This is a genomic window from Tsukamurella spumae, assembly GCF_012396015.1.
GTDB classification, from domain to species: Bacteria; Actinomycetota; Actinomycetes; order Mycobacteriales; family Mycobacteriaceae; genus Tsukamurella; species Tsukamurella spumae.
Map to the genome: position 1 here is coordinate 66,395 of NZ_JAAXOQ010000014.1, position 24,172 is coordinate 90,566.

The following is a 24,172-nucleotide window of genomic DNA, read 5'->3' on the forward strand; positions in this document are numbered from 1 at the left end:
GGGCCGGGGGCCGGGGCCGAGGGTGGTCGTCGCTCCGAAAGGGTATGCGCGCGGCGCATACCCTTTCCGAGCGATCACTACTCCTCGGCGGAGCGGGGCTCGACGGTCGACCACGCCATCAGCAGCACACCCACGAGCGCCAGGCCCTGAGGCCAGGGGCCGTGGCCGACGTAGCCGGCGTCGGCGTGCCAGGGGCCCGTCGCCAGCACCAACATTGCAGCGAGCACGAAACCCGCCGCGCCGAACACCCGCAGGGCGGCGCGGCGCTCGGCGGACACGTGCAGCGCGGAGAGGACCCAGGTCGCCGCGCCGGTCGCGACCCAGATCGCGAGCCCGGGCCAGCCGCTCAGCACGAACGCCGCCGCGCCCACACCGACCGCCGCGAGCAACCCCGGGCGCCAGGCGCGCACGGCGGCACGGGCACCGGGCCGCGAACCCGGCACCAGCGCCAGCGCGGCGAGGATCACGAGCAGGACCAACCCGCCGAACAGCCCGATCCGGTACGGCGCGTTCAGCGAGAACCGCAGTGTCACAGCGCCGTCGGTCCCCGCGGGAACCACCCACCCCTGCTGCCAACCGTTGACGGTCACGGCGCGCAGCGGCTTCCCGTCCGGTCCGGTCGCGGCCCAACCCGGGTTCCGGCTCTCGGGCACGACGAGGACCTGGTCGGCGGTCGCGCCGCTGACGGTCACGACGCGACGGTCGGGGGTCCAGCTCTGCACCTTCACACTCTCGTCCCGCTGCACGCGGCCGGAAGTGTCGTCCGCGGACACCGACGCGGGCGTGTCCAGGCTCAGCGTCTCCACGCTGAACGCGAGCCCGGGCGTCGCAACGATCTGCGTCCGCCCCGCGGGAAGGGGGAGTGGGGTGGAATCGCAGGCCACGGCTCGGACCGGCGCACCGTCGCGCAGTTCCCGCGCACTCGCCTCGAGCCGGAACCGGACCTCCCGGTCGCCGACCCGCACCGTCGGGCCCGTCTCGCACGGCACCGTGATCGGGCGGTCCGCGGGGGCGGGCTCGGATCCGGGCACGGGCGCACCGTCGGGCCCGACGGCCTGGACCTCGGCCAGTCCCGGCGCCATCTTCTCGGGGAAGCCGAGGGCGTTGATGTTGAGCCGTTCATCCCAGTCCAGCAGGGAGATTGAGATCGAATCGGTCACGGCGGGATCGACTTTCACCGTGACGGAATCGCCCGCCGGCACCTCGCGCACCTGCCGGCCGGTACCCAGGTCGATCCCCACCCGCGTGGGCCGGGCGGGCGCCTCGCCGCGGGGCATCGTCAGCGTCAGGCCTGCGACCAGCTGCGCCGCCGGCAGCCGCAGGCGCAGGATCGGCTTCGGCGAGGTGGGCTGCGTGACCGACTGCGGCGCGGTCCAGGAGGTGTTCGGGTCGCCGTCCGTCACCGCCGCGGAACTGCCCCGACCGTCGCCGACCGCCGACTCCGCATAGGCCGACGGCGCCGCCGGATTCGCGAGCAGCGTCGACAGCGCCTGGCCGGGCCGGGCGCGCACCGTCATCGCGGGCAGCACGGCCGGGGCGCCGGGACCGTCGACGGTGCGCCGCAGCGGGCCGGGCTCCTCGGATCCGATCGCGATGTCGGCGCACTGCACCGGGCCCGGCGCGCCCTTCTCCCCGGGCGTGACGACGCAACCCGAGCGGCCCATCGTGTCCTGCCCGAAGACCCAGCGCTCCGCAGGGCCGGACCGCGGCAGGACCACGTCGTGACGGGTGGGGATCGCGCGAGCGGTCCGGGCGTCGGTCAGTTGCGCCTCGGAGATCGCGAACTGGTTGCCCCAGGTGTGATCGGTGGTGTCGGCGGCGGTGATCCGTACCCAGCGCGTCGGCTCGGACGGCGCGACCAGCGTGATCGGGGTGTTCGCCGTGACCGGATCGGAGTAGACGGTGCCCGCCTCCGTCGAGATCAGCAGCCGGGTGACCGCGGGGCCCAGCGCCCGCCCGACGGTGACCGTCACCGAGAGATCGCCCCGCGCCTCGGGCAGCGTGAACTGCAACCACTGGCCGAGCGCGTGGTCGAGGCCCGACGACACCCACGAGGTGTTCTTGTCGCCGTCGACCGCCGCGGCCGGACCGGCACCGGGGAGCACCGTGCCGAGCTGCGTCGCGTCCGCCGCGGAGCTCGAGGCCGTGACGCTCGCGCCGTCGTCGGAGCCGGCTCCGGCGTTCCAGGCCCCGTCGACCGGGCCCGCGCCCGCGACGGGGTAGTCGGGCAATCGGTTGAGCGTGCGACGCGGATCGTCGGCGGTGCGGATCGCGGAGCTGTGGTCGTCGACCCGGCCGTAGTCGGTCTCGCGGTTCTTCGGCGTGTCCGTGACGGTCAGCGGACCGTCGGGCAGGCCGGCGGCGGCCGCGTCCGAGGCGAGCAGCGCCGAGCCCAGCTCCCTGCGGCCTGCGGCCGCGGCGTCGGCCTGCAGCGTGAGCAGCGACTCCGGGCCGCCGGCGATCCGCGGCATCGACGCCAGGTCGGTGACGTACGGGCCGGTGGGGGCGGCACCGTCGACCCGGTAGATCGTGATGGCCGGCAGGGGCGGCCGGAGCCCGGAGTCGACGACCACCTTCTCGACGGTCGGCGGCGCGACCTCGGGCCCGAACCGGGCGACCTCGCTGATCCCGGGCGAGCCCTCGATCGCGGCGCGGGCCAGCGCCGGGCGCGCCGAACGGGACGTGTCCGGGTCGAGGTCGGCCCGCAGCACGAGGTAGGAGATGCCCTGCCGGCGCAGCGTGGCCGCGAGACCCGCCGAGGGGGTTCCCGCGCTGAACAGGCGCTGTACCGAGTCGAGGGCCCGGATCGCGCCCGGCGGATTGAGCGGAATCGCGTCGCGCACGGCCCACGGGGTCTGGGCCAGGGGCTGGATCGGCTCGTCGCGGGTCAGTCCCCACAGCTGCGCGCCGAACGGGGCGCCCGGCACGACCAGGGCGCGTTCGGCGCGCGCCTGGCCCGGTGCGGTGCCCGCGGCGTGCGCCGACAGCCAGTCCGCCGCCTGTGACCAGTAGTCGGGGATCCGGTCGTAGGGACCGCGCGGCGCGAGCTTGCCGGTCCAGGCCATGCCGCCCGCCAGCGCCAGCACCACGACGACGGCGAGCGCGCCCGCGGCGAGCCGGTCCTGCTCGGGGTGCGCCAGGGCCCGCCGCACGCGCGCCGGTCCGACGGTGCCCGGCAGCGGCGCCCGCGCGAGCAGGTGCGCCAGGCCCAGGACGAGCGGCAATCGCAGGAGGGGCTCGAGCTTGTAGACATTGCGCAGCGGCGCGCCGACGCTGTCGAGGAAGACGCGCACCGGCTCGGCGAAGGGGGAGCCCAGCCCGCTCGCGTAGCCCGCGCCGATGCCGGCCAACCCGATCAGGAGCACCGTCGCCCAGACGCCGCGCGAGGGCATGCCGCGCATGGTGAGTCCGGCGATGCCGGCCGCGGCGAGCAGGCCCGTGACCACCACGGCGGCCGGCGCGGTGGTCAGCATCGCGCCGGCCGCGCGCTCGTCGGAGATGAAGGGGCTCCAGGACGTGGTGCCGCGGAGGACCTCGGGCAGCGACGCCCACTGCGTCGTTGCCCGGGAGGACTCGATGAACTCGAGGAACGGCGGGCTGACCCGGCCCATGATGAGCAGCGGCACGATCCACCAGGTGGTGGCGAGCGCGACGCACACCGCCCACCAGGCGCTGAAGGTCCAGAACCGTCGGGTGCCCCTGCCGATCCGGGCGTTCAGGAGCCACCACAGCGCGGCGACCGCGCAGGCGAAGCCGGTGGCCACGGCGTTGACCGCGCCCATCAGCGCGACCGCGAACGCGGAGCGGGCGGCCAGGTTCCGCAGCGGGACGTCGCTTCCCCGCAACATCTGGACCAGCGGCAACAGCACCCACGGCGCGAGCATCACCGGCGCGGTCTCGGAGCTGATCGCGCCGAGCGTGGTGAGCACCTGCGGCGCCAGTACGAACGCGGCCGCGGCGACGATCCGGCTGCCGCGCGACCCGGTGGCCAACGCCTCGGTGAGCCGGACGATCCCCCAGAACCCGGCGAACAGCAGCAGCGCCCACCACAACCGCTGCGTGATCCACGGCGGAAGGTGCAGGAGTTGGCCGAGGGCGAAGAAGGCGCCGTGCGGGAAGAAGTAGCCGTAGGCCTGGTTCTGCACCTGGCCCAGCGGCGACTGGCTGGACCAGATGTTCGCCGCCCGGGCGAGGAAGCCGATGGGGTTCGCGGTGAGGTCGAGCTTGGTGTCCGCGACGATCTTGCCCGGGGAACTGAGGAAGCTCAGCGCGAGCAGGGCGACGAACGCCCACGCGCCTGCGCGGCGGGTCAGGGGTTCGTCGGAGAGCTGGGGGCTACTTGTTGGCACCCGAGTCGTCGCGCTCGCCGTAGTTCGACGAGCCCTGCAGGAAGCCCTTGTCCTTCGACACGGTGTTGATATCGGTGGACGGCGTGGTCTGGCCGACGGCCGCGCCGCTCACCAGTGCGAGGGCCACGGCGACGACGATTCCGGCGAGCGCGGCCGTAGCGCCGGCGATGATCGAGGTGCGGTCCATGGCCGCGAGTCTACAGGCTAGAGGTCGGCGCAGCCCGAGGGCACGATCATCACGGGCCGCTGGCAGCCGCGCAGGACGTGCTCCGAGACGGACGAGTGCCACAGTGCCTTGATGCCGGAGATTCCGCGGCTGCCGGACACGATCACGTCGACGTCGTCGGTGTCCGACGCGGCGATCAGTGCGGCCCAGACCGTGGTGGACACCTCGACCAGCTCACCCCGGGCGGCGAACCCGGAGGCGGCCGCGAGATCGACGCCCTCCCGATTGGTCTTGATCGCCTCGTCGTGCACGATGTCGCTCTCGCGGGTCAGGGCGGTCTCGGCGGCTCCGGCCCCGGCGACGCCCGACATCGCGGACAGGCGGGCGGCCTGGTGGATCGTGGACTCCCAGGCGGTGACCACGATCGCCTCGGCGTCGCGCCCCTGGGCGAGCACCTTGCTGGCGTACTTCACGGCGCGCTGGGAGGACTCCGAGCCGTCGTACGCGATCAGAACCTTGACGGGGACACTCATGCGGATCACCTCGATGCTCGCGGTTATCTGATAGGTCCAGATTACGCCGAAACCGCCGAGTTGCAAGATGCAAGTACGGGCGTGTCAGCGGTGGTATCGGCGGGCCAGTTCGGGGTCGGACTCCCACCACAGGCCGTTCGACGGTGCGCCCCCACTCACCTGCTCGTCGTCGGCGCGCGCCGCGTCGCGGGCGTCCTCGGCCGCGTCCACCCGGACCTGCCGGGCGGCGTCCTCGCGGCGCAGCGCGAACATGAGGAGCACCAGGAAGGGCAGGCCGAACAGATCCGCGAGCAGCCACAGCATGCCCGCCCCGATCGTCTGCGACAGTCGCATGGAGTCCTCGCCGAAACCCAGCGCGGCGTAGTGCGCGGCGTACAGCAGCGGTCCGAGCCACACGACGATCCCGAGGACCCCGTCGGCCAGCGATTCGACCAGCGTGATCAGCAGCGACAGGCCCTGCGGATAGCGCCGCGGCACCGGATCGGCCTGGATGCGGGTGTAGAAGTACACGAAGCCGGCGAGGACGAGCAGGCAGCGCGTGAGCAGGTCGAGCGCGGGATTGCGCATCGCCGCGAGGTTCCAGCCGGAGAAGAGCAGCACCCACGGCGTCACCAGCAGCAGGCCGGAGCCCACGGCGGGGTGCCCGAGCACGCGGGCGAGGGGGCTGCGCAGCGCCCGGAGTGCGGCGGACCGTCGGGCTGCCGGCAGGCGGCTGCCGAAGACCGTGAGCGGCATCCCCGATGCCAGGCCCAGCGGCACCACATACAGCAGCAGCGTGATCTGCAGTGCCCGGACCCAGAACAGACGCGGCGCGTACTCCGTGATCGGGCCGCACGCGATCGCCGCGGCCGTCGCGCACCCGACGACGACGAACGCGACGCGGCGTGCGGTCGGCACCGAGCGTCCCCGCGCGGCCCACAGGTAGGCCGCCGCGAGCAGGATCGCCGCGACGCCGAGCCCGTCCGCTTGCCAGTCGCCCAGCCAGGCGGAAGCGGGGATTGCGATACTCACTGTCGAACCGTACGTCCTGGTCCGCAGTAGACGACAGGGTGCGAGCGGCGCAAACCGACCTGAACACGGAGAAACCATGACGAAGTACTTCCGCCCGACCGGCGTTGCCGCCGCCGCGGTGACCGCCGCCGCGCTCGTCGCCGGGTGCAATGGTGGGGGTTCTTCCACCACGACGATGGATCACAGCGGTCACTCCATGAGCATGACTACGACCGCGACGGCTGCGGCGGCGGCGAAGCCCGCGAAGGACCTCGCGCTCACCGCCGCCGAGCTGCCGCCGGGCATCACGGCCGTGCCCGTCGGGCAGACGCAGCTCCAGAAGTCCGTCGATCAGTTGTCGGGCGCCGCCGAAGGCGCCACCATCACCCCGGCCTCGTGCGGGTCCGGCACGACCATCGTCGATGCGGCGAAGAAGCTGGACGTCTCGCAGCTGGGCATGGCGGTCGGCACCGTCGGGACGGGCGTGGCGAGCGAGTCGGTCATCGCGCAGAAGCCCGATGTGCAGAAGCTGCGCGATTCGTACCGGGGTGCCTGCAAGTCGGTGACCGCGGACATCTCGGTGCAGGGTCAGAAGGTCCGTACGCAGACGGCGACGACCGTCGTCGCCGACGCGCCGAAGACCAAGGCGGACGACCTCGTCGTGATCGAGCAGACCGCCACCTCGGAGGTCGCGGGGCAGAGTACGAAGCAGAGGTCCCTCGTCGGCGTCGCCCGGGTCGGGTCCTACGCCGTCTCCGTGGTCGTGATGTCGATGGACGGCACCCCCGACCGCGCGCTGTTCGACAAGTTCCTCGTCGCCTCGATCGACAAGGTCGCGAAGGGCTGACGGCGAATCTGACACACTGATCCCGATGCGACATCACCGGAACCTCATGATCGTGGTGGTCGCCGCGGCCGCTGTGGCCGCGTGCGGCACCTCCACGCCCGACGCGCCGTCGACGACCACGACGGCCGCGCGGGCGGCGAGCTCGACGGCCTCCGCGGCACCGTCGGGCCCGGGACGCTCGGGGGCCTGCGGGACCGACTTCCTCGCGAAGTTGACGGTGCGCGAGAAGGTCGGGCAGTTGCTGATGGTTGGCGTGAAGGACGCCGCCGACGCCCGCCGCGCGGTGCAGCAGGGCGCGGGCGGGGTGTTCATCGGTAGTTGGACCGACAAGGGCGTGTTCTCCGGCGGCACCCTGCAGGCGGTGGCGAAGGCGGGCAAGGTGCCGGCGATGGTGTCGGTCGACGAGGAGGGTGGCCGCGTCTCCCGCGTGCCCGGCGCGAACCTCGTCTCGGCGCGGGAGTTGGCGCGCACGATGAGTGTGGACGAGGCGCGGGCCGAGGGGGCGCGGGTCGGCAAGCTCATGAAGTCGATGGGCATCACGGTGGATTTCGCGCCCGACGCCGATGTCTCCGCGCAGCCCGACGACTCCGTCATCGGCGACCGCTCGTACTCGAACGACCCCGCCGTGGTCACGAGGTACTCCCAGGCCTTCGCGGCGGGCCTGCGCGACGGTGGCGTGTACCCGGTGTTCAAGCACTTCCCGGGGCACGGCAGCTCGTCCGGCGACTCGCATCAGGGCGGCGTCAGCGTGCCGCCGTTGAGCAAGCTCAAGACCCGGGATCTCCTCCCGTTCCGCGCGGCCGCCGCGTCCGGCGACGCGGGCATCATGGTGGGCCACCTGACGGTGCCCGGGCTGACCGAACCGGGCCTGCCCACCAGTCTGAGTCCCGCGACCATGCACCTGCTGCGCACGGGATCCGGGTACGGCGCCAAGCCCTTCGACGGCCCGATCTTCACCGACGACCTGTCCGGCATGAAGGCGATCACCAACGAGTTCAGCGTGCCGCAGGCGGTGACCAAGGCGCTCGTCGCCGGGGCCGACGTCGCGCTGTGGATCTCGACCGACCAGTTGGGTGCCGCGATGGATGCGGTCGAGGCCGCGGTCACGTCGGGGCGGCTCACCCGCAAGCAGCTCGACGGCTCGGTGCTCCGCGTGGCCCGCGCCAAGCATGTCGTCACCTGCTGAGGGCGGCGGATTCTCCCGGAACTTACTTGCGGGTAACCCTGTGGGCTAATATCTGACTCAAGAGTAAGGAGGGCGTCGATGGCCGGTGGAACGAAGCGTCTGCCCCGCGCGGTGCGCGAGCAGCAGATGCTGGACGCTGCCATTAAGGTGTTCTCGCGCAACGGGTTCTACGAGACGTCCATGGACGCCGTGGCGCGTGAAGCGCAGATCAGCAAGCCGATGCTCTACCTGTACTACGGGTCCAAGGACGAGCTGTTCGGCGCCTGCGTCACTCGCGAGGCGGGCAAGTTCATGCGCAGCATCGAGTTCGACGCGAGCCCCACGCTCCCGCCGCTGCAGCGCCTGCGCTCGGTGATCGCCGGCTTTCTCAAATACGTCGACCAGAACCGTGACGCGTGGCGGGTGATGTACCGCGAGGCGACCGGTCAGGCCGCGTTCGCGGCGCTGTCGGAGACCAGTCGCGAGCGGGTGGTCGAGATGACGGCGGTGTTGCTCCGCGAGGCCGCGAAGTACGCCCCCGACGACACCGACTTCGAGCTCTACGCCGTGGCGCTGGTCGGCTCCGGTGAGGCGATCGCGGACCGTCTGGCCACCGGAAAGGTCGAGTTGGACCGCGCCGTCGAGATCATGACCTCGTTCCTCTGGGGCGGCATCCGCGGCGACCGTCCGGAGTAGTTCGCCGACGGTGCGCCCGGGTGCTCGACGCTCGGGCGCTGCGGAAGGCGCGCATACCCTCTCGGAACGACGCATGCCCTGTCGACCGGGGAGACAACGGTGCCCCGCCTGGTCGAAGCCGGGCGGGGCACCGTCGAACAGCGGGCTACAGCGGGGTGACGGTGGCCGTCACGTGCGGGAAGCCCTTCTTGAGGTCCTTCGCCACGATCTCGGTGCCGCCGGTGGCCTCGTCGCGCGAGACGTACAGGCCGATCCGTGCGGGCAGGATCACCGGCTTGCCGAAGCGCACGTGGTGCACCACCGCGTCGGGGACGTGCCCCTCGACCACGCGCAGCATCGCCGCCGCCGTCCAGGCGCCGTGCGCGATCGACGACGGGAAGCCGAAGGCCTTGCCGCCCAAGGGCGACATGTGGATCGGGTTCCGGTCGCCGCTGACTCCGGCGTACCGACGGATGAGCGAGCCGTTCACGGACAGCACCGCGTCGGGGGCGCCCGGGCGCCCCTCCTTGGGGGCCGGCCCGGACTTCTCTCCCGACAGCGACGTGCGCTGCTGGATGAGCATCGTCGACACCTCGGAGGCGACCGATGCGCCGGACGCATCGGTGAACTCCGTCGTGAAGTCGATGAGCATGCCCTTGCGGTGCTCGCGCAGGTTGCCCACGGACGTGCGCAGCGTGAGCGATTCGCCCGGCACCACGCGGCGACGCCGCGTGAGCGTGTTCTCCACGTGCACGGAACCCACTGCGGCGGCGGGGAAGTCGTCGGCCAGGAACAGGTCCATGATCAGCGGGAAGGACAGCACGTAGAGGTACATCACGGGCACCTCGCCGGTGTTCTTGAGCCCGACGACCTCGCAGTACTCGCCGACCCGCGCGGGATCGACGTCGACGGTGAGCTCGACGGTCCGGTCCGGCAGGACGGTCTCCGGCTTGAGCGGGCCCTGCTTGCCCACGACCGGCAGGATGCCGCGCAGTCCGCGGGTGAGCACCGACAGGCTCGACGGCGGTGCCTGCAGCACGGTCACGTTCTTGGCCATATCAGGCTCCCAGCAGGCTCTGACCGCAGACGCGCACGACGTTGCCGGTCACCGCGGCCGAGGACGGCGCCGCGAAGAAGGAGATGGTCTCCGCGACATCGACGGTCTGGCCGCCCTGCTGCAGCGAGTTCATCAGGCGGCCGGCCTGGCGCGTGGCCAGCGGGATCGCCGCGGTCATCGCGGTCTCGATGAAGCCGGGGGCCACAGCGTTGATGGTGATGTTCTTCTTCGCGAGCACCGGGGTGTACGCGTCGACGAGGCCGATGACGCCGGCCTTGGTCGCGCCGTAGTTGGTCTGGCCGCGGTTACCGGCGATGCCGGCGATCGAGGAGACGTCGACGACCGCGCCGCCCTCGTTCAGGGCGTCCTCCGCGAGCAGGGCGTCGACCAGCTGCTTCGGGGCCTTGAGGTTGACGGCCATGACCGAGTTCCAGCGGCCCTCGTCCATGTTCGCGAGCAGCTTGTCGCGGGTGATGCCGGCGTTGTTGACGATGATGTCGAGCCCGTTGTGACGCGACTTCACTAGCTCGGCGATCTTCTTGCCCGCGTCCTCGGCGGTCACGTCGAGCGGCAGCGCGGTGCCGCCGACCTTGTTCGCGACCGCGGACAGTGCCTCGCCGGCGGCGGGGATGTCGGCGGCGATCACGTGCGCACCGTCGCGAGAGAGGACCTCGGCGATGGTCGCTCCGATGCCGCGGGCGGCGCCGGTCACCAGCGCGACCTTGCCGGCGAGCGGCTTGTCCCAGTCAGCGGGGGCGGTCGCGTCCTTGTCCGTGATGCGGATGACCTGCGCGTCGACGTAGGCCGACTTGCCCGACAGGAGGAAGCGCAGCGTCGAGGCGAGACCGGAGGCGCCGGTCGCGGCGTCCGGGTGGACGTACACGAGCTGGGCCGTGGCACCGTCGCGCAGCTCCTTGGCCACCGAGCGGGTGAAGCCCTCGAGCGCGCGTGCGGCGATGTGCTCGTCCAGATCCTCGATCAGCTCCGGCGTGGTCCCGAGGACCACGAGGCGGGCGCTGTTGCCCAGCGAGCGCATCTGCGGGGCGAAGAACTCGTACAGGCCGACCAGCTCGTCGATCGAGGTGATGCCGGTGGCGTCGAAGACCGCGCCACCCAGCTTCTCGGCGCCGCGGGCGCCGCCGTTGTTGACGACGAGGTCGTAGTCGGCGAGCAGCTCGCGGACGGGCTCGACGAGGCGGCCCTTGCCGCCGAGGAGGACGGGGCCGGCGAGTGCCGGCTTGCCGGGCTGGTAGCGGCGCAGGACCGGCGGCTGGGGCAGGCCGAGTCGGCTGGCCAGGAAGGAGCCGGGGCCCGACTTCACGAAGGCCGCGTAGAAGTCCGTGCTGGGTGCATCAGGCATGTGAGGTACCTCATCCGTGTGGGGTTCCGATAGGCTATCGACAAGCAACTTACTCCAGAGTAAGAATACTCGGTAGTAGCAACCCTCGATCACAGGGAGAAACCCGTGGCAAACATCGCAACCCGCCCGGTCGCCATTCTCGGTGGCAACCGCATCCCGTTCGCCCGCTCGGACCGCGCGTACGCCAAGGCCAGCAATCAGGACATGTTCACCGCTGCGCTCAATGGTCTCGTGAGCCGGTTCAATCTGCAGGGCGAGCAGCTCGGCGCGGTGGTCGGCGGCGCGGTGCTCAAGCACAGCCGCGACTTCAACCTGATCCGCGAGTCGGTGCTCGGCAGCCCGCTGAGCCCGTACACCCCCGCGTTCGACGTCCAGCAGGCGTGCGCCACCGGCCTGCAGGCGATCAACGCCGCTGCTCAGGGCATCCAGCTCGGCCGCTACGAGGCGGCCATCGGCGGCGGCACCGACACCACCTCAGACGCGCCGATCGGCGTCTCCGAGGGCATGCGCAAGGTGATGCTCGAGCTCAACCGCGCGTCCAGCACCGTCGACCGGCTCAAGCTGCTCGGCAAGCTCCCGGCCAACCTGGGCATCGACATCCCGCGCAACGGCGAGCCGCGCACCGGCATGTCGATGGGCGAGCACGCCGCCATCACGGCCAAGGAGTTCGGTGTCTCGCGCGCCGAGCAGGACGAGCTGGCCTACCTCAGCCACACGAACATGGCCGCCGCGTACGACCGCGGCTTCTTCGAGGACCTGATCACCCCGTACCTCGGCCTCACCCGCGACGACAACCTGCGCCCCGGCAGCACCGTCGAGAAGCTGTCGACCCTCAAGCCCGTCTTCGGCGTCTCGCTGGGCGATGCGACGATGACGGCCGGCAACTCGACGCCGCTCACGGACGGCGCGTCGACGGTGCTGCTGTCCTCGGACGAGTGGGCGGCCGAGCGCGGTCTTCCGGTGCTCGCGTACCTCAAGGACGTCGAGTACTCGGCCGTGGACTACGTCGGCGGCAAGGACGGACTGCTCATGGCGCCGACCTACGCGGTCCCGAAGCTGTTGGCGCGCAACGGCCTGACGCTGCAGGACTTCGACTTCTACGAGATCCACGAGGCCTTCGCCTCCGTGGTGCTGGCGACGCTGCAGGCGTGGGAGTCGCCCGAGTACTGCAAGGACCGCCTGGGCCTGGACAAGCCGCTCGGCTCGATCGACCGGTCGAAGCTGAACGTGAACGGCTCGTCGCTGGCGGCCGGCCACCCGTTCGCCGCGACCGGCGGTCGTATCGTGGCCTCCGCCGCGAAGCAGATCAAGGAGAACGGCGGCGGCCGCGCGCTGATCTCGATCTGCGCCGCCGGCGGTCAGGGCATCACCGCGATCATCGAGGGCTGATGTAGCGGGCCCCGGCCGCCTACAGTGGTGGGCATGAGCACGACGGACGACGTGGTCGAGAAGATCCTTCGCGACCACGACACCATCACGGTGGTCGGGGCCAGCGCCGATCCGGCGAAGGCGGCGCACGACGTGCCCGCCTACATGCAGCACCGGGGCTGGCGCATCATCCCGGTGAACCCGCACGCCGAGGAGATCCTCGGCGAAAAGGTGTACCGCACACTGGCGGACATCCCGGAGCAGGTCGGGCTGGTCGATGTCTTCCGGCCCTCGGAGTTCACACCGGACATCGCCCGGCAGGCCGTGGCCGCGGGCGCGACCGCGCTGTGGCTGCAGTTGGGGATCCGCTCGGCGGAGGCCCGGGAGATCGCGGAATCCGCGGGGCTGCTGTACGTCGAGGACCGGTGTCTCATCATCGAGCAGCGGCGGACGCGGATCTCCCGGAGGACGGCGTGAGCATCGGCATCGTGATCGTCCTCGTGGTTGCGGTGGTCGCCGTGCTCACGCTGGTCGGCGTCCTCTGGTTCGTCCGCGACTCCAACAAGCGCATCAAGGATTTCGCACGGTCCTCCGACCTGATTCCCGGCCGGCCCGGGCGCGCGCCCGCGGAATGGGCCGATTCGACTGCGCCCGAAGCGCTGCTGCACCAGCGGGTCCGCTATGCGATCGCCGACGTGCATCGCGGCGCCGCCGCCCCCGCGGTCCCGCCGCCCGCGGACTCGGCCGTGCACGGACCCGACTCCGACCTCGCCGCGCTCGACGACGCCGTCTTCGGCCTCGACGACGAGATCATCGCCGCCGCGCGGCTGTCCGGCGAGGAGCGCACCGCGGCGCTGGGGGAGCTGGAGCCCAAGGTCGCGGCGCTGGAGTCGCTGACCGGGAAGCTCTGGGACGCGCCGTCCGCGCGCCGCCGCGAGCTCATCGACGCGACCGCCACGGCCCTGCGCCGCTGAGGACCGCGGCCCCCGCCCCTGGATTCCCGCGCCCGCCGGATGGCTCTCGCGTCGTGATGACTCACGATGTCGGGTTCCGGTGAGGGAGAGGGGTCACCACGCGCCCGTGATCGCGGACTACCCGAAATCCTGAGCGGGTTGCCGGTCGGAGTCGACCGCGAAGCACTGCCGCGCAGCGTGGAAGGGCGGGGTATGCATCGGCGGTGACCTGTCCTCCCGACGACCTACCGCGCTGATACTCGGGACCGCATTCTCTCCACCGCGCGGCTGAGCACCCAGGCCAGGGGCACGGTCACCAGGGAGGTCACGGCGACGATCGTCCACGTCGAGCCCTGGAACAGCGAGTAGTGCAGCACGTTGAGCACGACGACGTCCATCGCCATCACGTGGATCAGGAAGTACTCGTAGCTGATCGACCCCAGCCACACCATCGGTCGGGAGCCCAGTACGCCCGGCCGGCCGACGGCGAAGGCGGCCACCAGCAGACCGCCGATCAGCGCCTCGAGCAGGTACTTCGTCACGCCCTGCGGGGCGGTCGGCAGGCGCAGGTCGAGCGGACCGGCGGCGGGGGTCAGCAGCACCGCGAAGGCCGCCGCCGCGACGAGCAGCGATGCCGGACGTGCCCACCGCACCCACGCCGCTGCCCGCACCCGGTCGATCACCAGCGCGACGACGATCCCGGCGGCGAAGGCCGCGGCGTAGGCCGGCGGCCAGGTGCGGGTGGTCTTGCCGAACACGGTCGTCTCGATGACCAGCACCAGCCACCCGGCGGACAGTGCCACCATCGCCGCGGGCACGATCCACGCCCGCGGCCCGCACCGGACGATCGCCAGCCCCAACAGCGGCAGTACCAGGTAGAACGCGATCTCGACGCACATGCTCCACATCTGCGAGAGCCCCGTGTGCACGTACCCGACCCCGTAGATCTGGGTGAAGGTCAGGTGCCGCAGGTACCCGACCCAGCCCCGGCCGTGGGTGGAACCGTCGGGCCGCCAGAGGTAGATCACATAGACGACGGTGACCACGGTCCAGTAGGCGGGCAGGACCCGCCATGCGCGGTGCGCCCAGTACCGCCGCAGGTCGGGCCCGCGGGCCCCCGTCGACCTCGCTGCTGTGACCCATGGCCGCACCAGCAGGAACCCGGAGAGGGCGAAGAACACCGGCACCGCGCCCTGCAGCCGGGAGTACGCGGCTCCCCAGACGTCGGGGGTGTAGTCGCCCGCCCAGAACGCCGCGTGGGTCACGCACACGGCGAACGCCGCGACCGCCCGCAGACCGGTGAGGGCGGGAAACTGTTGGGAGCGCTGAGCGGTGTCGATATGCGGTTCAGATCTTGATCGCGGGCATGAGCCGGTCGAGGTTCCACAGTCGGTTGCGCCGCGCGGACAGACACGAGACGGCGATCGATACGACCCAGATGAACATCATCACCCCGATCGCCATCCAGAGCCGGTGGTCGATGCCGCCGAGCACGAGTTGCCGGAGACCGTTGACGCCGTAGGTCATCGGGTCGTACTTGTGCAGCACCTGGAAGGGCCTGGCGGTGGTCTCCACCGGATACATGCCGCCGGAGCTCACCAGCTGCAGCATGAGCAGCGCCATGATGAGCACGCGCCCGACCGCCGGACCGACGAGCGCGTTCACCGCCTGGGTGAACGCGATGAAGGCGAGCGAGACGCCCATCATGAAGAACACCATCGCGATCGGGTGCGCGACTTGCAGGCCCAGCGCGAACCGCACCACGCAGTACAGGATCACCGCCTGGCACAGGCCGATGGCGGCGGCCGGGAGGTAGCTGGCCATCACCACCCGGATCGCCAGCACCTCGGCTGCGATGGCGCGGTTCTGCAAGGGGCGGAACACCATCCACAGCACCAGCGCACCGAAGAACAGCGCGAGCGTGAGGAAGAAGGGCGCCATGCCCGAGCCGAAGTTCGGTGCCCGGTTCTCGTGCGACGCGTCCAGCTGGACCGGCCCGCCGATCGTCGCGGCGACCTGGGAGGCCTGCTCCTGCGACCACTTCGGCACCGCACCGGCACCCTCGTGCAGCTTGGTCGCGAGTTCGCGACTGCCGGTGCGCAATTGCCCCGTGCCGACCGAGAGTTTGCCGGCACCGTCGGACAGTTGGGTGATGCCGTCGTCGAGCGTGGCGTTCCCGGCGGCGAGCTGCGCCGCGCCGGAGCGCAGCTGCGAGATCTTCGCGGTGAGGTCGGTGCCGGTGGTGCCCACCTGGCCGAGCATCGTCGCCAGGGGGCTGCCGGGGGTGCGGAGCTGCTCGGTGAGCGTGGCGGCGGCGGACGATGCGGCGACGACCTGCTGCTTCGCGGCGGCGGGTACCGAGGCCTGGGCGAGCTGGGCCCGCACGGCCCGTAGGCCCTCCGCGGCCTGCCGGGCGGCGGGGTCGGGGCTGGCGGTGAGCTGCTTGATCGCGGCGTCGATGCCGGCGAGCGCGGCATCCTGCGTCTGGATGAACAGTCCGGCCTTGTCGGCGGCGTCGGCGAGTGCGGCGGCGCTCTGCTGGAGCTGCGCGGTGTTCCCGCCCAGCCCGGACAATGCCCTCGTGACGGCGAGGAGGGGGTCGGTGGCCTGGTTGATGCCGTCGGAGAGCTGCTGCGACCCGGCCCGCAGCTGCGCGGAGCCGGTCTTCGCGGTGGACAGGCCCGTGGCGAGTTGTTTGGCACCGTCGTCGGCGGTGTCCAGACCGTCCGCGAGCTTGCCGGCCCCGTCGGCGGCCTGTTCGATACCCGCGCCGGCGGTGATGACCATCGACAGGACCTGGTTGACGGCCTGCCCGGAGATCCGGGTGGACACCGCGTTCAGGACCTGGGCCATCGCCGACTGGCCGATGGTCGAGCTGACGTAGTTGTTGGCGTCGTTGTAGACCGCGCGCAGCTGTGCCTTCTCCGGAGTGCCGGACAGGGGCGAGGCGATCGCGGAGGAGAAGTTCTCCGGCAGTTCGAGCATGAAGTAGTAGGTGCCGTCCTTGACGCCCTTGGCGGCCTCCGCCGGGGAGACGATGTGCCAGTCGAGGCTCTTGTCGTCCGCGAGCGATTTCTCCACCTCGGCACCGGCATTGATCTTCTGGCCCTTGACCTCGGTGCCCTTGTCGGCATTGACCAACGCCACCGGCATCTTGTTGACGTGGCCGAAGGGATCCCAGAACGCCCACAGGTACAGCGCGCCGTACACGAGCGGGAGCAGCATGATCACGACGATCGCGGCGCGCGTGAGCCGGCTGCGGCCGAAGCGCTTGATCTCGGAACCGAAGGCCAGTCCGGCGGCGATGGGGATGAGGCGGCTCTTCTTCTCGGACAAGGGAATCAGTCCTTCCGGGTCAGGGCGCGTCGGTCGTGCAGGGTGTGCTGGGGTGCCGTGCCGCCGAGGGGATTGGTCACCCCGACGATCACGGTGTACTCCTCGGCGATCGCGCCGAGCCGCTGTACGGCGTCGGCGCGGCCGGGGTTGTCGCGAACCTGTTCGAGATCGCCCACGATCAGGATCGGGTGATTGCTGAGCAGGGCCAGGGTGATCCGGAGCAGGAACAGCTGCAGGTCCGTCAGTTCGACGATGCGGGTCCGGGATCCGGGCCGGTCGAGGTCGCCGAACACGCGGTCCAGTTCGAGCCGCCCGGCGCTGAGCGGCACCATCGAGTACCAGGGAGCGAGCCAGCGCCGCTGTTCGGCCAGAACGGTTTCGACGGTGACCGACTCGTCCAGGTCGTCGATGCCCTCGAAGGCCGCGATCGCGCACCGCTTGCGGATCGCGGCGGGGCTCCTGGCTCCCAGGGCGTCGACGGTGCCGTGCGTGGGCCGCAGGCGCCCGGCGAGGGTCAGGAGCAGTGCGTTCTGGTCCGGCCCGGCCGGCATCTGCACGGCGTGCAGGCCGCGGTCGAACTCCAGGTCGATCCCGCGGAAGAGCGGGCCGTGCTCGCCGTCGACGCCGAGGTCGACCGCTCGCAGTTGTACATCGTTCGGCTGGGATTCGCCCATGGATGCTCTCCGCTGGTCCTGGAACTGGTGAGGCGCAGGTCGGTTCTCGATCCTACGGGTGGGGAACGGGCGAGGGCGCCCCGACTGCTGGTCGGAGCGCCCTCGTGAAGTGCGCGTAGCCGTTACGGCGCGACGATCAGAACGCGGCCTCGTCGAGGTCCATCGCCTGGTTGTCGACGGCCGCGACGACCTCCTTGACGGAGGTCAGCAGCGGCAGCATGTTGGCGGCGAAGAACTTCGCGACGCCGACCTTGCCCTCGTAGAAGGACTTGTCGGCGCCGGTGGCGCCGCCGTCGATCGCGGCCTGCGCGATGACGGCCTGGTGCAGCAGGCGCCAGCCGACCATCAGGTCGCCGAAGGCCATGAGGAAGCGCACCGAGCCGAGGCCCACCTTGTACAGCTCCTTGGGCTCCTGCTGCGAGGCGAGTGCGAAACCGGTGAGCGTGGCGGCCATCGCCTGCACGTCCTCGGCGGCGGTCTTCAGCAGCGCGACGTCGGCGGCGAAGGCGCCACCGGCGTTGGCCTCGATGAACGCGGTGATCTGGCCGGCGACGTGGCCGAGCGCGGCGCCACGGTCGCGGAGGATCTTGCGGAAGAAGAAGTCCTGCGCCTGGATGGCGGTGGTGCCCTCGTAGAGCGAGTCGATCTTCGAGTCGCGGACGTACTGCTCGATCGGGTAGTCCTGCAGGAAGCCGGACCCGCCGAAGGTCTGCAGCGACTCGGTGCCGAGCAGCGTGAAGGCACGCTCGGAGCCGACGCCCTTGACGATCGGCAGCAGCAGGTCGTTGACCTTGAACGCCATCTCCTCGTCGGCCCCCGACACGGGGGTCGCGGTGCGCACGTCCTGGTGGGCGGCGGTGTAGAGGTACACGGCGCGCAGGCCCTCGGCGTAGGCCTTCTGCGTGAGCAGCGAGCGACGCACGTCCGGGTGGTGCGTGATGGTCACGCGCGGCGCGGTCTTGTCGGCCATCTGGGTCAGGTCGGCGCCCTGGACGCGCTGCTTGGCGTAGTCGAGCGCGTTGAGGTAGCCGGTCGAGAGGGTGCCGATGGCCTTGGTGCCGACCATCATGCGGGCGTGCTCGATGACCTTGAACATCTGCGCGATGCCCTTGATCTCCTCGCCCACGAGCCAGCCCTTGGCGGGCTTGCCGTGGCCGCCGAAGGTGACCTCACAGGTGGTGGAGGTCTTGATGCCCATCTTGTGCTCGACGCCGGTGACGTAGACGCCGTTCTCCTCGCCGAGGTTGCCCTGCTCGTCGAAGTGGTGCTTCGGCACGAAGTACAGGCCCAGGCCCTTGGTGCCGGGGGCGCCGCCCTCGGGGCGGGCGAGCACGAGGTGGAAGGTCGACTCGAACATGCCGTCCATGACCGCCGAGGTGATGAAGCGCTTGACGCCCTCGATGTGCCAGGAGCCGTCCTCCTGCTTGATTGCCTTGGTGCGGCCGGCGCCCACGTCCGAGCCGGCGTCCGGCTCGGTGAGCACCATGGTGGCGTTCCAGTTGCGCTCGGCGGCGATCTTCGCCCACTTCTTCTGCTCGTCGGTGCCCTCGTCGTGCAGGATCTGCGCGAAGCCGGGGCCGGCGGCGAACATGAAGACGGGCGGGTTGGCGCCGAGGAACATCTCGCCGATGCCCCAGTACAGCGAGCGGGGCACATCGGTGCCGCCGAGCTCGTCGTCCAGGCCGAGGTAGGCCCAGCCGCCGTCGGCGAACAGCGCCTGCGACTTCTTGAAGGCCTCGTTGATCTTCACCTCGTGGGTGGCCGGGTCGAAGACCGGCGGGTTGCGGTCCGCCTCGGCGAAGGACTCGGCGATGGGGCCCTCGGCCTGCCGGGCCGCCTCGCGCAGCATCTCCTTGGCGGTGTCCTCGTCGAGGTCGCCGTACGCACCGGAAGCCAGCACCTCGCCGACGCCGAGATCCTCGAAGAGGTTGAACTCGATGTCGCGGACGTTGCTCTTGTAATGGCCCATGGGGCTGTTCCACCTTCTCAGATCAGGCTGTCGGACTGTTACCTGTCGGTAAGTTACCGCTCGGTAATATCTACACAATAACGCGCAAGCCGCGTGCGAACAAGTGCAAGCACTACGCGGGCTCGATCGCGTCGGCGCGCCGTCGTCGCGCACGAACGGCCAGGTCAGTGCCGGTACCGTGGTACGGATCACTCTCCCGCCATTCCACGTGCTCGACCACCATGTCCTCAGGCAGCGCCGCGGAGACCTCGGCGGCACCGAAGACGGGCAGGCCGGGGTGCGAATCCGCCTTCTCGTGCGCGAGCAGCAGGAGCAGTCCTCCGGGCGCGAGGGCCTCCGCGGCCCGGGCGATCGCCGCCGCCCGGCGCTCGGGGTCCGGGTGCACGTACGCCCAGACCACGAGGTCGTAGGGCCGGTCGGGGATCTCGTCGGCGGTGATGTCGAGCGGGGTCCAGTGCAGCCGCGCGCGGACGGTGCGCGGGGCCCGGGCCGCCACGGTGGCCGCCTTGTCCAGGCCGACGCGCGAGTAGTCGATCGCCGTGACGTCCCAGGCGCGCGTCGCGAGCCACAGCGCGTGCCGTCCCTCGCCGGTGCCGACGTCCAGGGCGCGGCCGGGCGGCAGGATCGTGACCTGCTCGACGATCCACGGGTCCGGCGGTGCGCCCCAGACCAATTCGCTGGAGCGGTAGCGGTCGTCCCAGTCGGAGGCGTTCACGCGAGTGCCTCCTTGAGGTAGGCCACGTCCTCGGCGAGGCCGTCCGCCGGGGTCTCGAGGATGATCGGAGCGCCCGCGGCGCGGGCCACGTCGGCGAGCAGGTCGGGGTCGATGGTGCCGTCCTGCAGGTTCGCGTGCCGGTCCCGCGCGGAGTCGAACTCGTCGCGGGAGTTGTTGAGGTGCACCAGGTCGATGCGGCCCGTGATCGCCATGACCCGTTCGACGATGCCCAACAGGTCCTCGCCGCCGGCCCAGGCGTGGCAGGTGTCGAGGCAGAAGCCCGCGCCCTGGTCGCCGACCGCGTCCCACAGCCGGTCGATGGCCTCGAGCTGGCGTGCGATGGCGCCCTCGCCGCCCGCGGTGTTCTCGATGAGGATCGGCACGCCGAAGCCGCCCTTCTCCGCCTGGCGGGTGAAGAGCTTGCGCCAGTTCTCGATCCCCTCGTCGAGCGCCTCGCCCTCGCGGAGGTGGCCGCCGTGCACGACGAGGCCGAACGCGCCGAGGTCCGCCGCCGCCTGCGCCTGCAGGGCGACGGCGTTGCGGCTGGGCATGCGCAGCCGGTTGTTGAGGCTGGCGACGTTGATCCGGTACGCCGAGTGCACGACGATCTCCAGCGGCGACGCCTTCAGCGCCTCCGTCTGCGGGTGCGGCTGCGGTTTGTCGAAGGACTGCGGATCCTGCACGAACATCTGGATCACGTCCACGCCGAGCTTCTCGGCCGTCTCGACGGGGTGGGTGTCACTGCGGACATGGGCACCGATTCGCATACGGTCAGCCTAGTTGTTGCGCGGCGGTGCCGTTCGGTGCGGGCGGTGTTGATCTACACGGGTATGCGCGCCGCGCATACCCGGTGTCTTCGCAGGTGGGCGCGGTTTCGTCGAGGGAGGGCAATGCGTCCGGCGCATTCCTCGGGCCTTGTCCCGGTGCGTGCCCGCCGCCGCTGGACCCGGCCCACCTGTGGAGGACCGCGGTCCTGTGGATGACGGGCCGGTTCGGGTGCCCGCGCGCGGCGACCGGGTCCGACGGTGCGCCTAGCGTGACGCCATGGTGGCGATCGGGGGGACGGCGTGGCGGGGGACGACCGCTGAGGCCTACGCGGGGTGGGCGGCGCGCGAGGACGGGGCGCTCCGCGAACTGGCGGCTGCGGTCGAACTCGCCGAGCGGGAGATCCTCGCCGGCGGAGGCGGACTCGCGGAGCGGCTCGCCGCGATCGACCTGCCGGCGGCGGTGCCGATCGCCGGGGTGCCGATCGACGGTCTCCGGTTCGACGGTGCCGGGCCGGGGACCGGCGCACCGTCGCTGCCCGTGCCGCGACCGGGCCGTCCGATCTCCGCCGCGCGGCGTGACGCCGAGAACCGGGCGCGGCTCGCGGCCGATCTCCGGACCCTCCGCGGGAAGCGGCGCAGCCGCGCTGAGCGGGACGAGCTCGCGATGCTCGAGCGCATGTCCGCGCGGCTCGCGGAGCTGGATCGGTCGGGGCGGACCGTGCAGCTCTTCGACTACGACCCCACGGCATTCGCCGGGGACGGCCTTGCGGTCGTCGCCATCGGGGACCTCGACACGGCGCAGAACGTGGGGGTCGTGGTCCCGGGGATGGGAACCACGGCGGCGTCGATCGGGGACGTGAGCGCGAACGCGGTGCGCCTGTACGACGCGGCGGCCCGCGCGGACCCGGCCCGGCCGACGGCGACGGTGGCCTGGATCGGGTACGACGCCCCGTCGGGGAGGGCGACGGCCGGGCAGGTGCGCAGCCGCATCGCGGCGGGGGAGGGCGCGGCGCTGTTGCAGGACGGCCTCGCCGAGATCGCGGCCCTGCGGGAGGGCGAGGAACAACGGCTCGTGGTGTTCGGGCACAGCTACGGCTCCACGACGGTCGCCATGGCGGGCGCGGGCGGGGCACTGGTCGGCACCGTCGATGCGATGGTCCTGCTCGGCTCGCCGGGTGCCGGAGTGGTGCGATCCGCCGCCGAGTTGGGCGTGCCGGTGTTCGTGGCCCGGCATCCGGACGACCCGGTGCCGCTCGTGGGCCGCGCGGAGCCGGGGCTGGTCGTGGTGCGCCGCCTCCTCGGGATCGGGCTCGGGCTCGGCGTGGACCCGTCGGCGCCCTCCTTCGGCGCGACGCCGCTGCCGGTCGACGGTGCGCGGGGGTTCGGCCTGGCGGCGCACTCCGGCTACTTCGCCGAGGGATCGCGGTCGCTCGATGCCTTCGCGGCGGTGCTGACCGGGGGAGGCGATCGTGCCCGGTGAGATCGATTCGGACGCTGTGGATCTCGAGGTGTTGGGCCGCGCCGCGGCACGCTGGGAGGAGGAGGCGGACGGGCTCCGCGCGGCCGCCCGCGCGTGGGCCACGCTGGCCGGGCCGCCGGGTGTCGCGGAGTTCGCCGCGCGCGCGGCCGCGACGCTCGCCGGCCATGCGGAGGCGGCGAGCGCCGCGGCAGAGCGGCTCCGGGCCTACTGCGCCGCGGTGCGCTCGACCGACGAGGAGGGCTCGCGCAGCGTGCGGTGCGCGATCCAGGCCGCCACCAGCATGAGCGCGACACCGATCGCGGACGTCACCGTGACGCCGGCGTCGAACGCATGACCGGCCGAGTCGATCAGCGCCGCAGCGGTATCCGAGGGCAGCTGGGCGGCCGTGTGGTGCGCTCCGGCCAGTGTCTCGGCGGCATCGGCCGCCTGCGCGCCGGTCAACCCGGCGGGGAGCACGAGGTTGGCGGCGTACGCACCGGCCAGGATCGAGCCGAGCACCGCGGTGCCCAGCACGGAGCCCAGCTCGTAGGCCGTCTCGGACACCGCCGACGCCGCGCCGGCCTTCTCCGCGGGGACCGACGAGACGATCATGTCGTTCGAGAGCGTCTCCGCGGCACCGATTCCCACGCCGAGCATCGCGAACGCGATGAGCACGGCGAGCGTGGACTCCGGCGAGGCGAAGGCGGCGACCACGGCGTACGCCGCGGCGGAGGCGAGCATGCCCCAGACCACGACGGTGGACGGCGCGATCCATCGCACGGCGCGCACCACGTACAGCCCGGCGACCATCATGGTCAGCAGGCCCGGGACCAGCGCCCAGCCGGCATCCATCGGGCTCATCCCGACCACCAGCTGCAGGTGTTGCGAGACGAAGAACATGAAGCCGACCAGCGAGAACACGCTGAGCAGGTTCACGGCGACGGCGCCCGAGAAGCGGCGGTTGGTGAACAGCCGGACATCGAGCATGGGGTCCGGACGATGGAGCTGGCGGCGGATGAACAGCACGGTCGCGACCACGCCCACGGTGAGCGGCAGGAGGACCGACAGCGCGTCGCCGCCCTTGGCGAGGCTCTTGACGGCGTACACGATCGGCGTGAGCGCGAGCAGCGAGAGCGAGATCGACACGGGGTCGATGCGACCCGGGTTCGGGTCGCGCGACTCGGGCACGAAGACGGGGGCCAGCACGAGCAGCGGGATCAGCACCGGTACGGCCATGAGGAAGACCGAGCCCCACCAGAAGTGCTCGAGGAGGAAGCCGCCCACGATCGGGCCGAGCGCCGCGCCGGCGGCGAAGAAGGACGCCCACACCGCGATGGCGAGGCGCCGCTGCTGCGGGTCGACGAAGATGTTGCGCAGCAACGAGAGCGTCGACGGCATGAGCATGGCACCGAAGAAGCCGAGACCGGCGCGGGCGGCGATGAGGGCCAGTGCGGTCGGGGAGTACGCGGCCACCACCGACATCGCGGCGAAGCCCGTCGCACCGACGAGTAGCAGCCGACGGCGTCCGAACCGGTCGCCGAGGCTGCCCATCGAGACGAGCAGACCGGCCAGCACGAGCGGGTAGATGTCGATGATCCACAACTGCTGGGCCGCGGTGGGGCCGAGCGTGGCGGCGATCGAGGGCAGCGCGAAACCGAGAACGGTGCCGTCGACGGACACCAGAAGCACCGGAAGCATGAGGACGGCGAGCGCGCCCCAATCACGCACTGTGGCGCGCGGGGACGCGTTCGAGGCGGTGGGGACGACGGCGGTCATGGGGCACTTCCTG

General features: G+C 71.5%; 20 protein-coding genes. 7 read left to right on the top strand and 13 right to left on the bottom strand.

Annotated features, from left to right (window positions below):
* Window positions 1–77 precede the first annotated feature (77 nt).
* From HF999_RS12040 to HF999_RS12055, 4 genes are all read right to left on the bottom strand, one after another.
* Window positions 78–4,349: an alpha-(1->3)-arabinofuranosyltransferase domain-containing protein gene (locus tag HF999_RS12040; RefSeq protein WP_312854115.1), complete on the bottom strand. Its 4,272-nt coding sequence runs from the start codon at window positions 4,347–4,349 to the stop codon at window positions 78–80.
* Complete coding sequence (locus HF999_RS12045) at window positions 4,336–4,536, bottom strand: DUF2613 family protein (RefSeq protein ID WP_168546107.1); 201 nt, start codon at window positions 4,534–4,536, stop codon at window positions 4,336–4,338. The genes HF999_RS12040 and HF999_RS12045 overlap by 14 nt, the downstream gene beginning before the upstream one ends.
* 17 nt (window positions 4,537–4,553) lie before the next feature.
* Window positions 4,554–5,048: a universal stress protein gene (locus HF999_RS12050; protein ID WP_168546108.1), complete on the bottom strand. Its 495-nt coding sequence runs from the start codon at window positions 5,046–5,048 to the stop codon at window positions 4,554–4,556.
* Between the two features lie 84 nt (window positions 5,049–5,132).
* Window positions 5,133–6,059: a cytochrome c oxidase assembly protein gene (locus HF999_RS12055; protein WP_168546109.1), complete on the bottom strand. Its 927-nt coding sequence runs from the start codon at window positions 6,057–6,059 to the stop codon at window positions 5,133–5,135.
* A 76-nt stretch (window positions 6,060–6,135) separates the two neighbouring features.
* Between HF999_RS12055 and HF999_RS12060 the strand changes: the two genes are divergently transcribed.
* The 3 genes from HF999_RS12060 to HF999_RS12070 all read left to right on the top strand — a co-directional run bounded on the left by HF999_RS12060 (window position 6,136) and on the right by HF999_RS12070 (window position 8,746).
* Window positions 6,136–6,885, top strand: coding sequence for a hypothetical protein (locus HF999_RS12060; protein WP_168546110.1), 750 nt, complete (start codon window positions 6,136–6,138; stop codon window positions 6,883–6,885).
* Between the two features lie 25 nt (window positions 6,886–6,910).
* The gene (locus HF999_RS12065) at window positions 6,911–8,071 is read left to right on the top strand and encodes a glycoside hydrolase family 3 N-terminal domain-containing protein (RefSeq protein ID WP_168546111.1); all 1,161 of its coding nucleotides are present in this window, start codon (window positions 6,911–6,913) and stop codon (window positions 8,069–8,071) included.
* Window positions 8,072–8,149: 78 nt separating this feature from the next.
* Complete coding sequence (locus HF999_RS12070) at window positions 8,150–8,746, top strand: TetR/AcrR family transcriptional regulator (RefSeq protein WP_168546112.1); 597 nt, start codon at window positions 8,150–8,152, stop codon at window positions 8,744–8,746.
* A 145-nt stretch (window positions 8,747–8,891) separates the two neighbouring features.
* Here the strand turns inward: HF999_RS12070 and HF999_RS12075 are convergent, their stop codons facing one another.
* Both HF999_RS12075 and HF999_RS12080 read right to left on the bottom strand, forming a co-directional pair.
* On the bottom strand, window positions 8,892–9,782 hold the full coding sequence (locus tag HF999_RS12075; RefSeq protein WP_168546113.1) for a MaoC family dehydratase: 891 nt from the start codon (window positions 9,780–9,782) through the stop codon (window positions 8,892–8,894).
* Between the two features lies 1 nt (window position 9,783).
* On the bottom strand, window positions 9,784–11,142 hold the full coding sequence (locus HF999_RS12080) for a 3-oxoacyl-ACP reductase (protein WP_168546114.1): 1,359 nt from the start codon (window positions 11,140–11,142) through the stop codon (window positions 9,784–9,786).
* A gap of 105 nt (window positions 11,143–11,247) precedes the next feature.
* Between HF999_RS12080 and HF999_RS12085 the strand changes: the two genes are divergently transcribed.
* The 3 genes from HF999_RS12085 to HF999_RS12095 are packed head-to-tail and all read left to right on the top strand — an operon-like array spanning window position 11,248 to window position 13,484.
* Window positions 11,248–12,531, top strand: a complete 1,284-nt coding sequence (locus tag HF999_RS12085) for an acetyl-CoA C-acetyltransferase (protein ID WP_168546115.1) — start codon at window positions 11,248–11,250, stop codon at window positions 12,529–12,531.
* Window positions 12,532–12,564: 33 nt separating this feature from the next.
* Window positions 12,565–12,987, top strand: a complete 423-nt coding sequence (locus HF999_RS12090; protein ID WP_168546116.1) for a CoA-binding protein — start codon at window positions 12,565–12,567, stop codon at window positions 12,985–12,987.
* Window positions 12,984–13,484 carry a hypothetical protein gene (locus tag HF999_RS12095; RefSeq protein WP_168546117.1) on the top strand — a complete coding sequence of 167 codons (501 nt, stop codon included), beginning with the start codon at window positions 12,984–12,986 and terminating at the stop codon, window positions 13,482–13,484. The genes HF999_RS12090 and HF999_RS12095 overlap by 4 nt, the downstream gene beginning before the upstream one ends.
* 224 nt (window positions 13,485–13,708) lie before the next feature.
* Here HF999_RS12095 and HF999_RS12100 read toward each other — a convergent pair whose 3' ends face one another.
* From HF999_RS12100 to HF999_RS12125, 6 genes are all read right to left on the bottom strand, one after another.
* A complete protein-coding gene (locus HF999_RS12100; RefSeq protein ID WP_312854120.1) occupies window positions 13,709–14,803 on the bottom strand; it encodes an acyltransferase family protein in 1,095 nt (364 codons plus the stop codon).
* A gap of 7 nt (window positions 14,804–14,810) precedes the next feature.
* Window positions 14,811–16,769, bottom strand: coding sequence for a YhgE/Pip domain-containing protein (locus tag HF999_RS12105; RefSeq protein ID WP_168546150.1), 1,959 nt, complete (start codon window positions 16,767–16,769; stop codon window positions 14,811–14,813).
* A gap of 35 nt (window positions 16,770–16,804) precedes the next feature.
* Entirely contained in the window at window positions 16,805–17,473 is a 669-nt protein-coding gene (locus HF999_RS12110; protein WP_168546119.1) for a hypothetical protein, read from the bottom strand.
* A gap of 136 nt (window positions 17,474–17,609) precedes the next feature.
* A complete protein-coding gene (locus tag HF999_RS12115; RefSeq protein ID WP_168546120.1) occupies window positions 17,610–19,442 on the bottom strand; it encodes an acyl-CoA dehydrogenase in 1,833 nt (610 codons plus the stop codon).
* A 112-nt stretch (window positions 19,443–19,554) separates the two neighbouring features.
* On the bottom strand, window positions 19,555–20,157 hold the full coding sequence (locus HF999_RS12120; RefSeq protein WP_168546121.1) for a class I SAM-dependent methyltransferase: 603 nt from the start codon (window positions 20,155–20,157) through the stop codon (window positions 19,555–19,557).
* Entirely contained in the window at window positions 20,154–20,924 is a 771-nt protein-coding gene (locus tag HF999_RS12125; RefSeq protein ID WP_168546122.1) for a deoxyribonuclease IV, read from the bottom strand. Before HF999_RS12125 ends, HF999_RS12120 begins: the two co-directional genes overlap by 4 nt.
* Before the next feature lie 277 nt (window positions 20,925–21,201).
* Between HF999_RS12125 and HF999_RS12130 the strand changes: the two genes are divergently transcribed.
* Window positions 21,202–22,404, top strand: a complete 1,203-nt coding sequence (locus tag HF999_RS12130; RefSeq protein ID WP_168546123.1) for an alpha/beta hydrolase — start codon at window positions 21,202–21,204, stop codon at window positions 22,402–22,404.
* Between the two features lie 204 nt (window positions 22,405–22,608).
* Here the strand turns inward: HF999_RS12130 and HF999_RS12135 are convergent, their stop codons facing one another.
* Entirely contained in the window at window positions 22,609–24,159 is a 1,551-nt protein-coding gene (locus tag HF999_RS12135; RefSeq protein WP_168546124.1) for an MFS transporter, read from the bottom strand.
* Window positions 24,160–24,172 lie beyond the last annotated feature (13 nt).

Bases quoted from the DNA above. Each gene is read 5' to 3' on its own strand.
- HF999_RS12130 (WP_168546123.1), top strand. From the start codon at position 21,202: ATGGTGGCGATCGGGGGGACGGCGTGGCGGGGGACGACCGCTGAGGCC.
- HF999_RS12070 (WP_168546112.1), top strand. From the start codon at position 8,150: ATGGCCGGTGGAACGAAGCGTCTGCCCCGCGCGGTGCGCGAGCAGCAG.
- HF999_RS12090 (WP_168546116.1), top strand. From the start codon at position 12,565: ATGAGCACGACGGACGACGTGGTCGAGAAGATCCTTCGCGACCACGAC.
- HF999_RS12110 (WP_168546119.1), bottom strand. From the start codon at position 17,473: ATGGGCGAATCCCAGCCGAACGATGTACAACTGCGAGCGGTCGACCTC.
- HF999_RS12065 (WP_168546111.1), top strand. From the start codon at position 6,911: ATGCGACATCACCGGAACCTCATGATCGTGGTGGTCGCCGCGGCCGCT.
- HF999_RS12045 (WP_168546107.1), bottom strand. From the start codon at position 4,536: ATGGACCGCACCTCGATCATCGCCGGCGCTACGGCCGCGCTCGCCGGA.
- HF999_RS12080 (WP_168546114.1), bottom strand. From the start codon at position 11,142: ATGCCTGATGCACCCAGCACGGACTTCTACGCGGCCTTCGTGAAGTCG.
- HF999_RS12060 (WP_168546110.1), top strand. From the start codon at position 6,136: ATGACGAAGTACTTCCGCCCGACCGGCGTTGCCGCCGCCGCGGTGACC.
- HF999_RS12135 (WP_168546124.1), bottom strand. From the start codon at position 24,159: ATGACCGCCGTCGTCCCCACCGCCTCGAACGCGTCCCCGCGCGCCACA.
- HF999_RS12050 (WP_168546108.1), bottom strand. From the start codon at position 5,048: ATGAGTGTCCCCGTCAAGGTTCTGATCGCGTACGACGGCTCGGAGTCC.
- HF999_RS12075 (WP_168546113.1), bottom strand. From the start codon at position 9,782: ATGGCCAAGAACGTGACCGTGCTGCAGGCACCGCCGTCGAGCCTGTCG.
- HF999_RS12115 (WP_168546120.1), bottom strand. From the start codon at position 19,442: ATGGGCCATTACAAGAGCAACGTCCGCGACATCGAGTTCAACCTCTTC.
- HF999_RS12125 (WP_168546122.1), bottom strand. From the start codon at position 20,924: ATGCGAATCGGTGCCCATGTCCGCAGTGACACCCACCCCGTCGAGACG.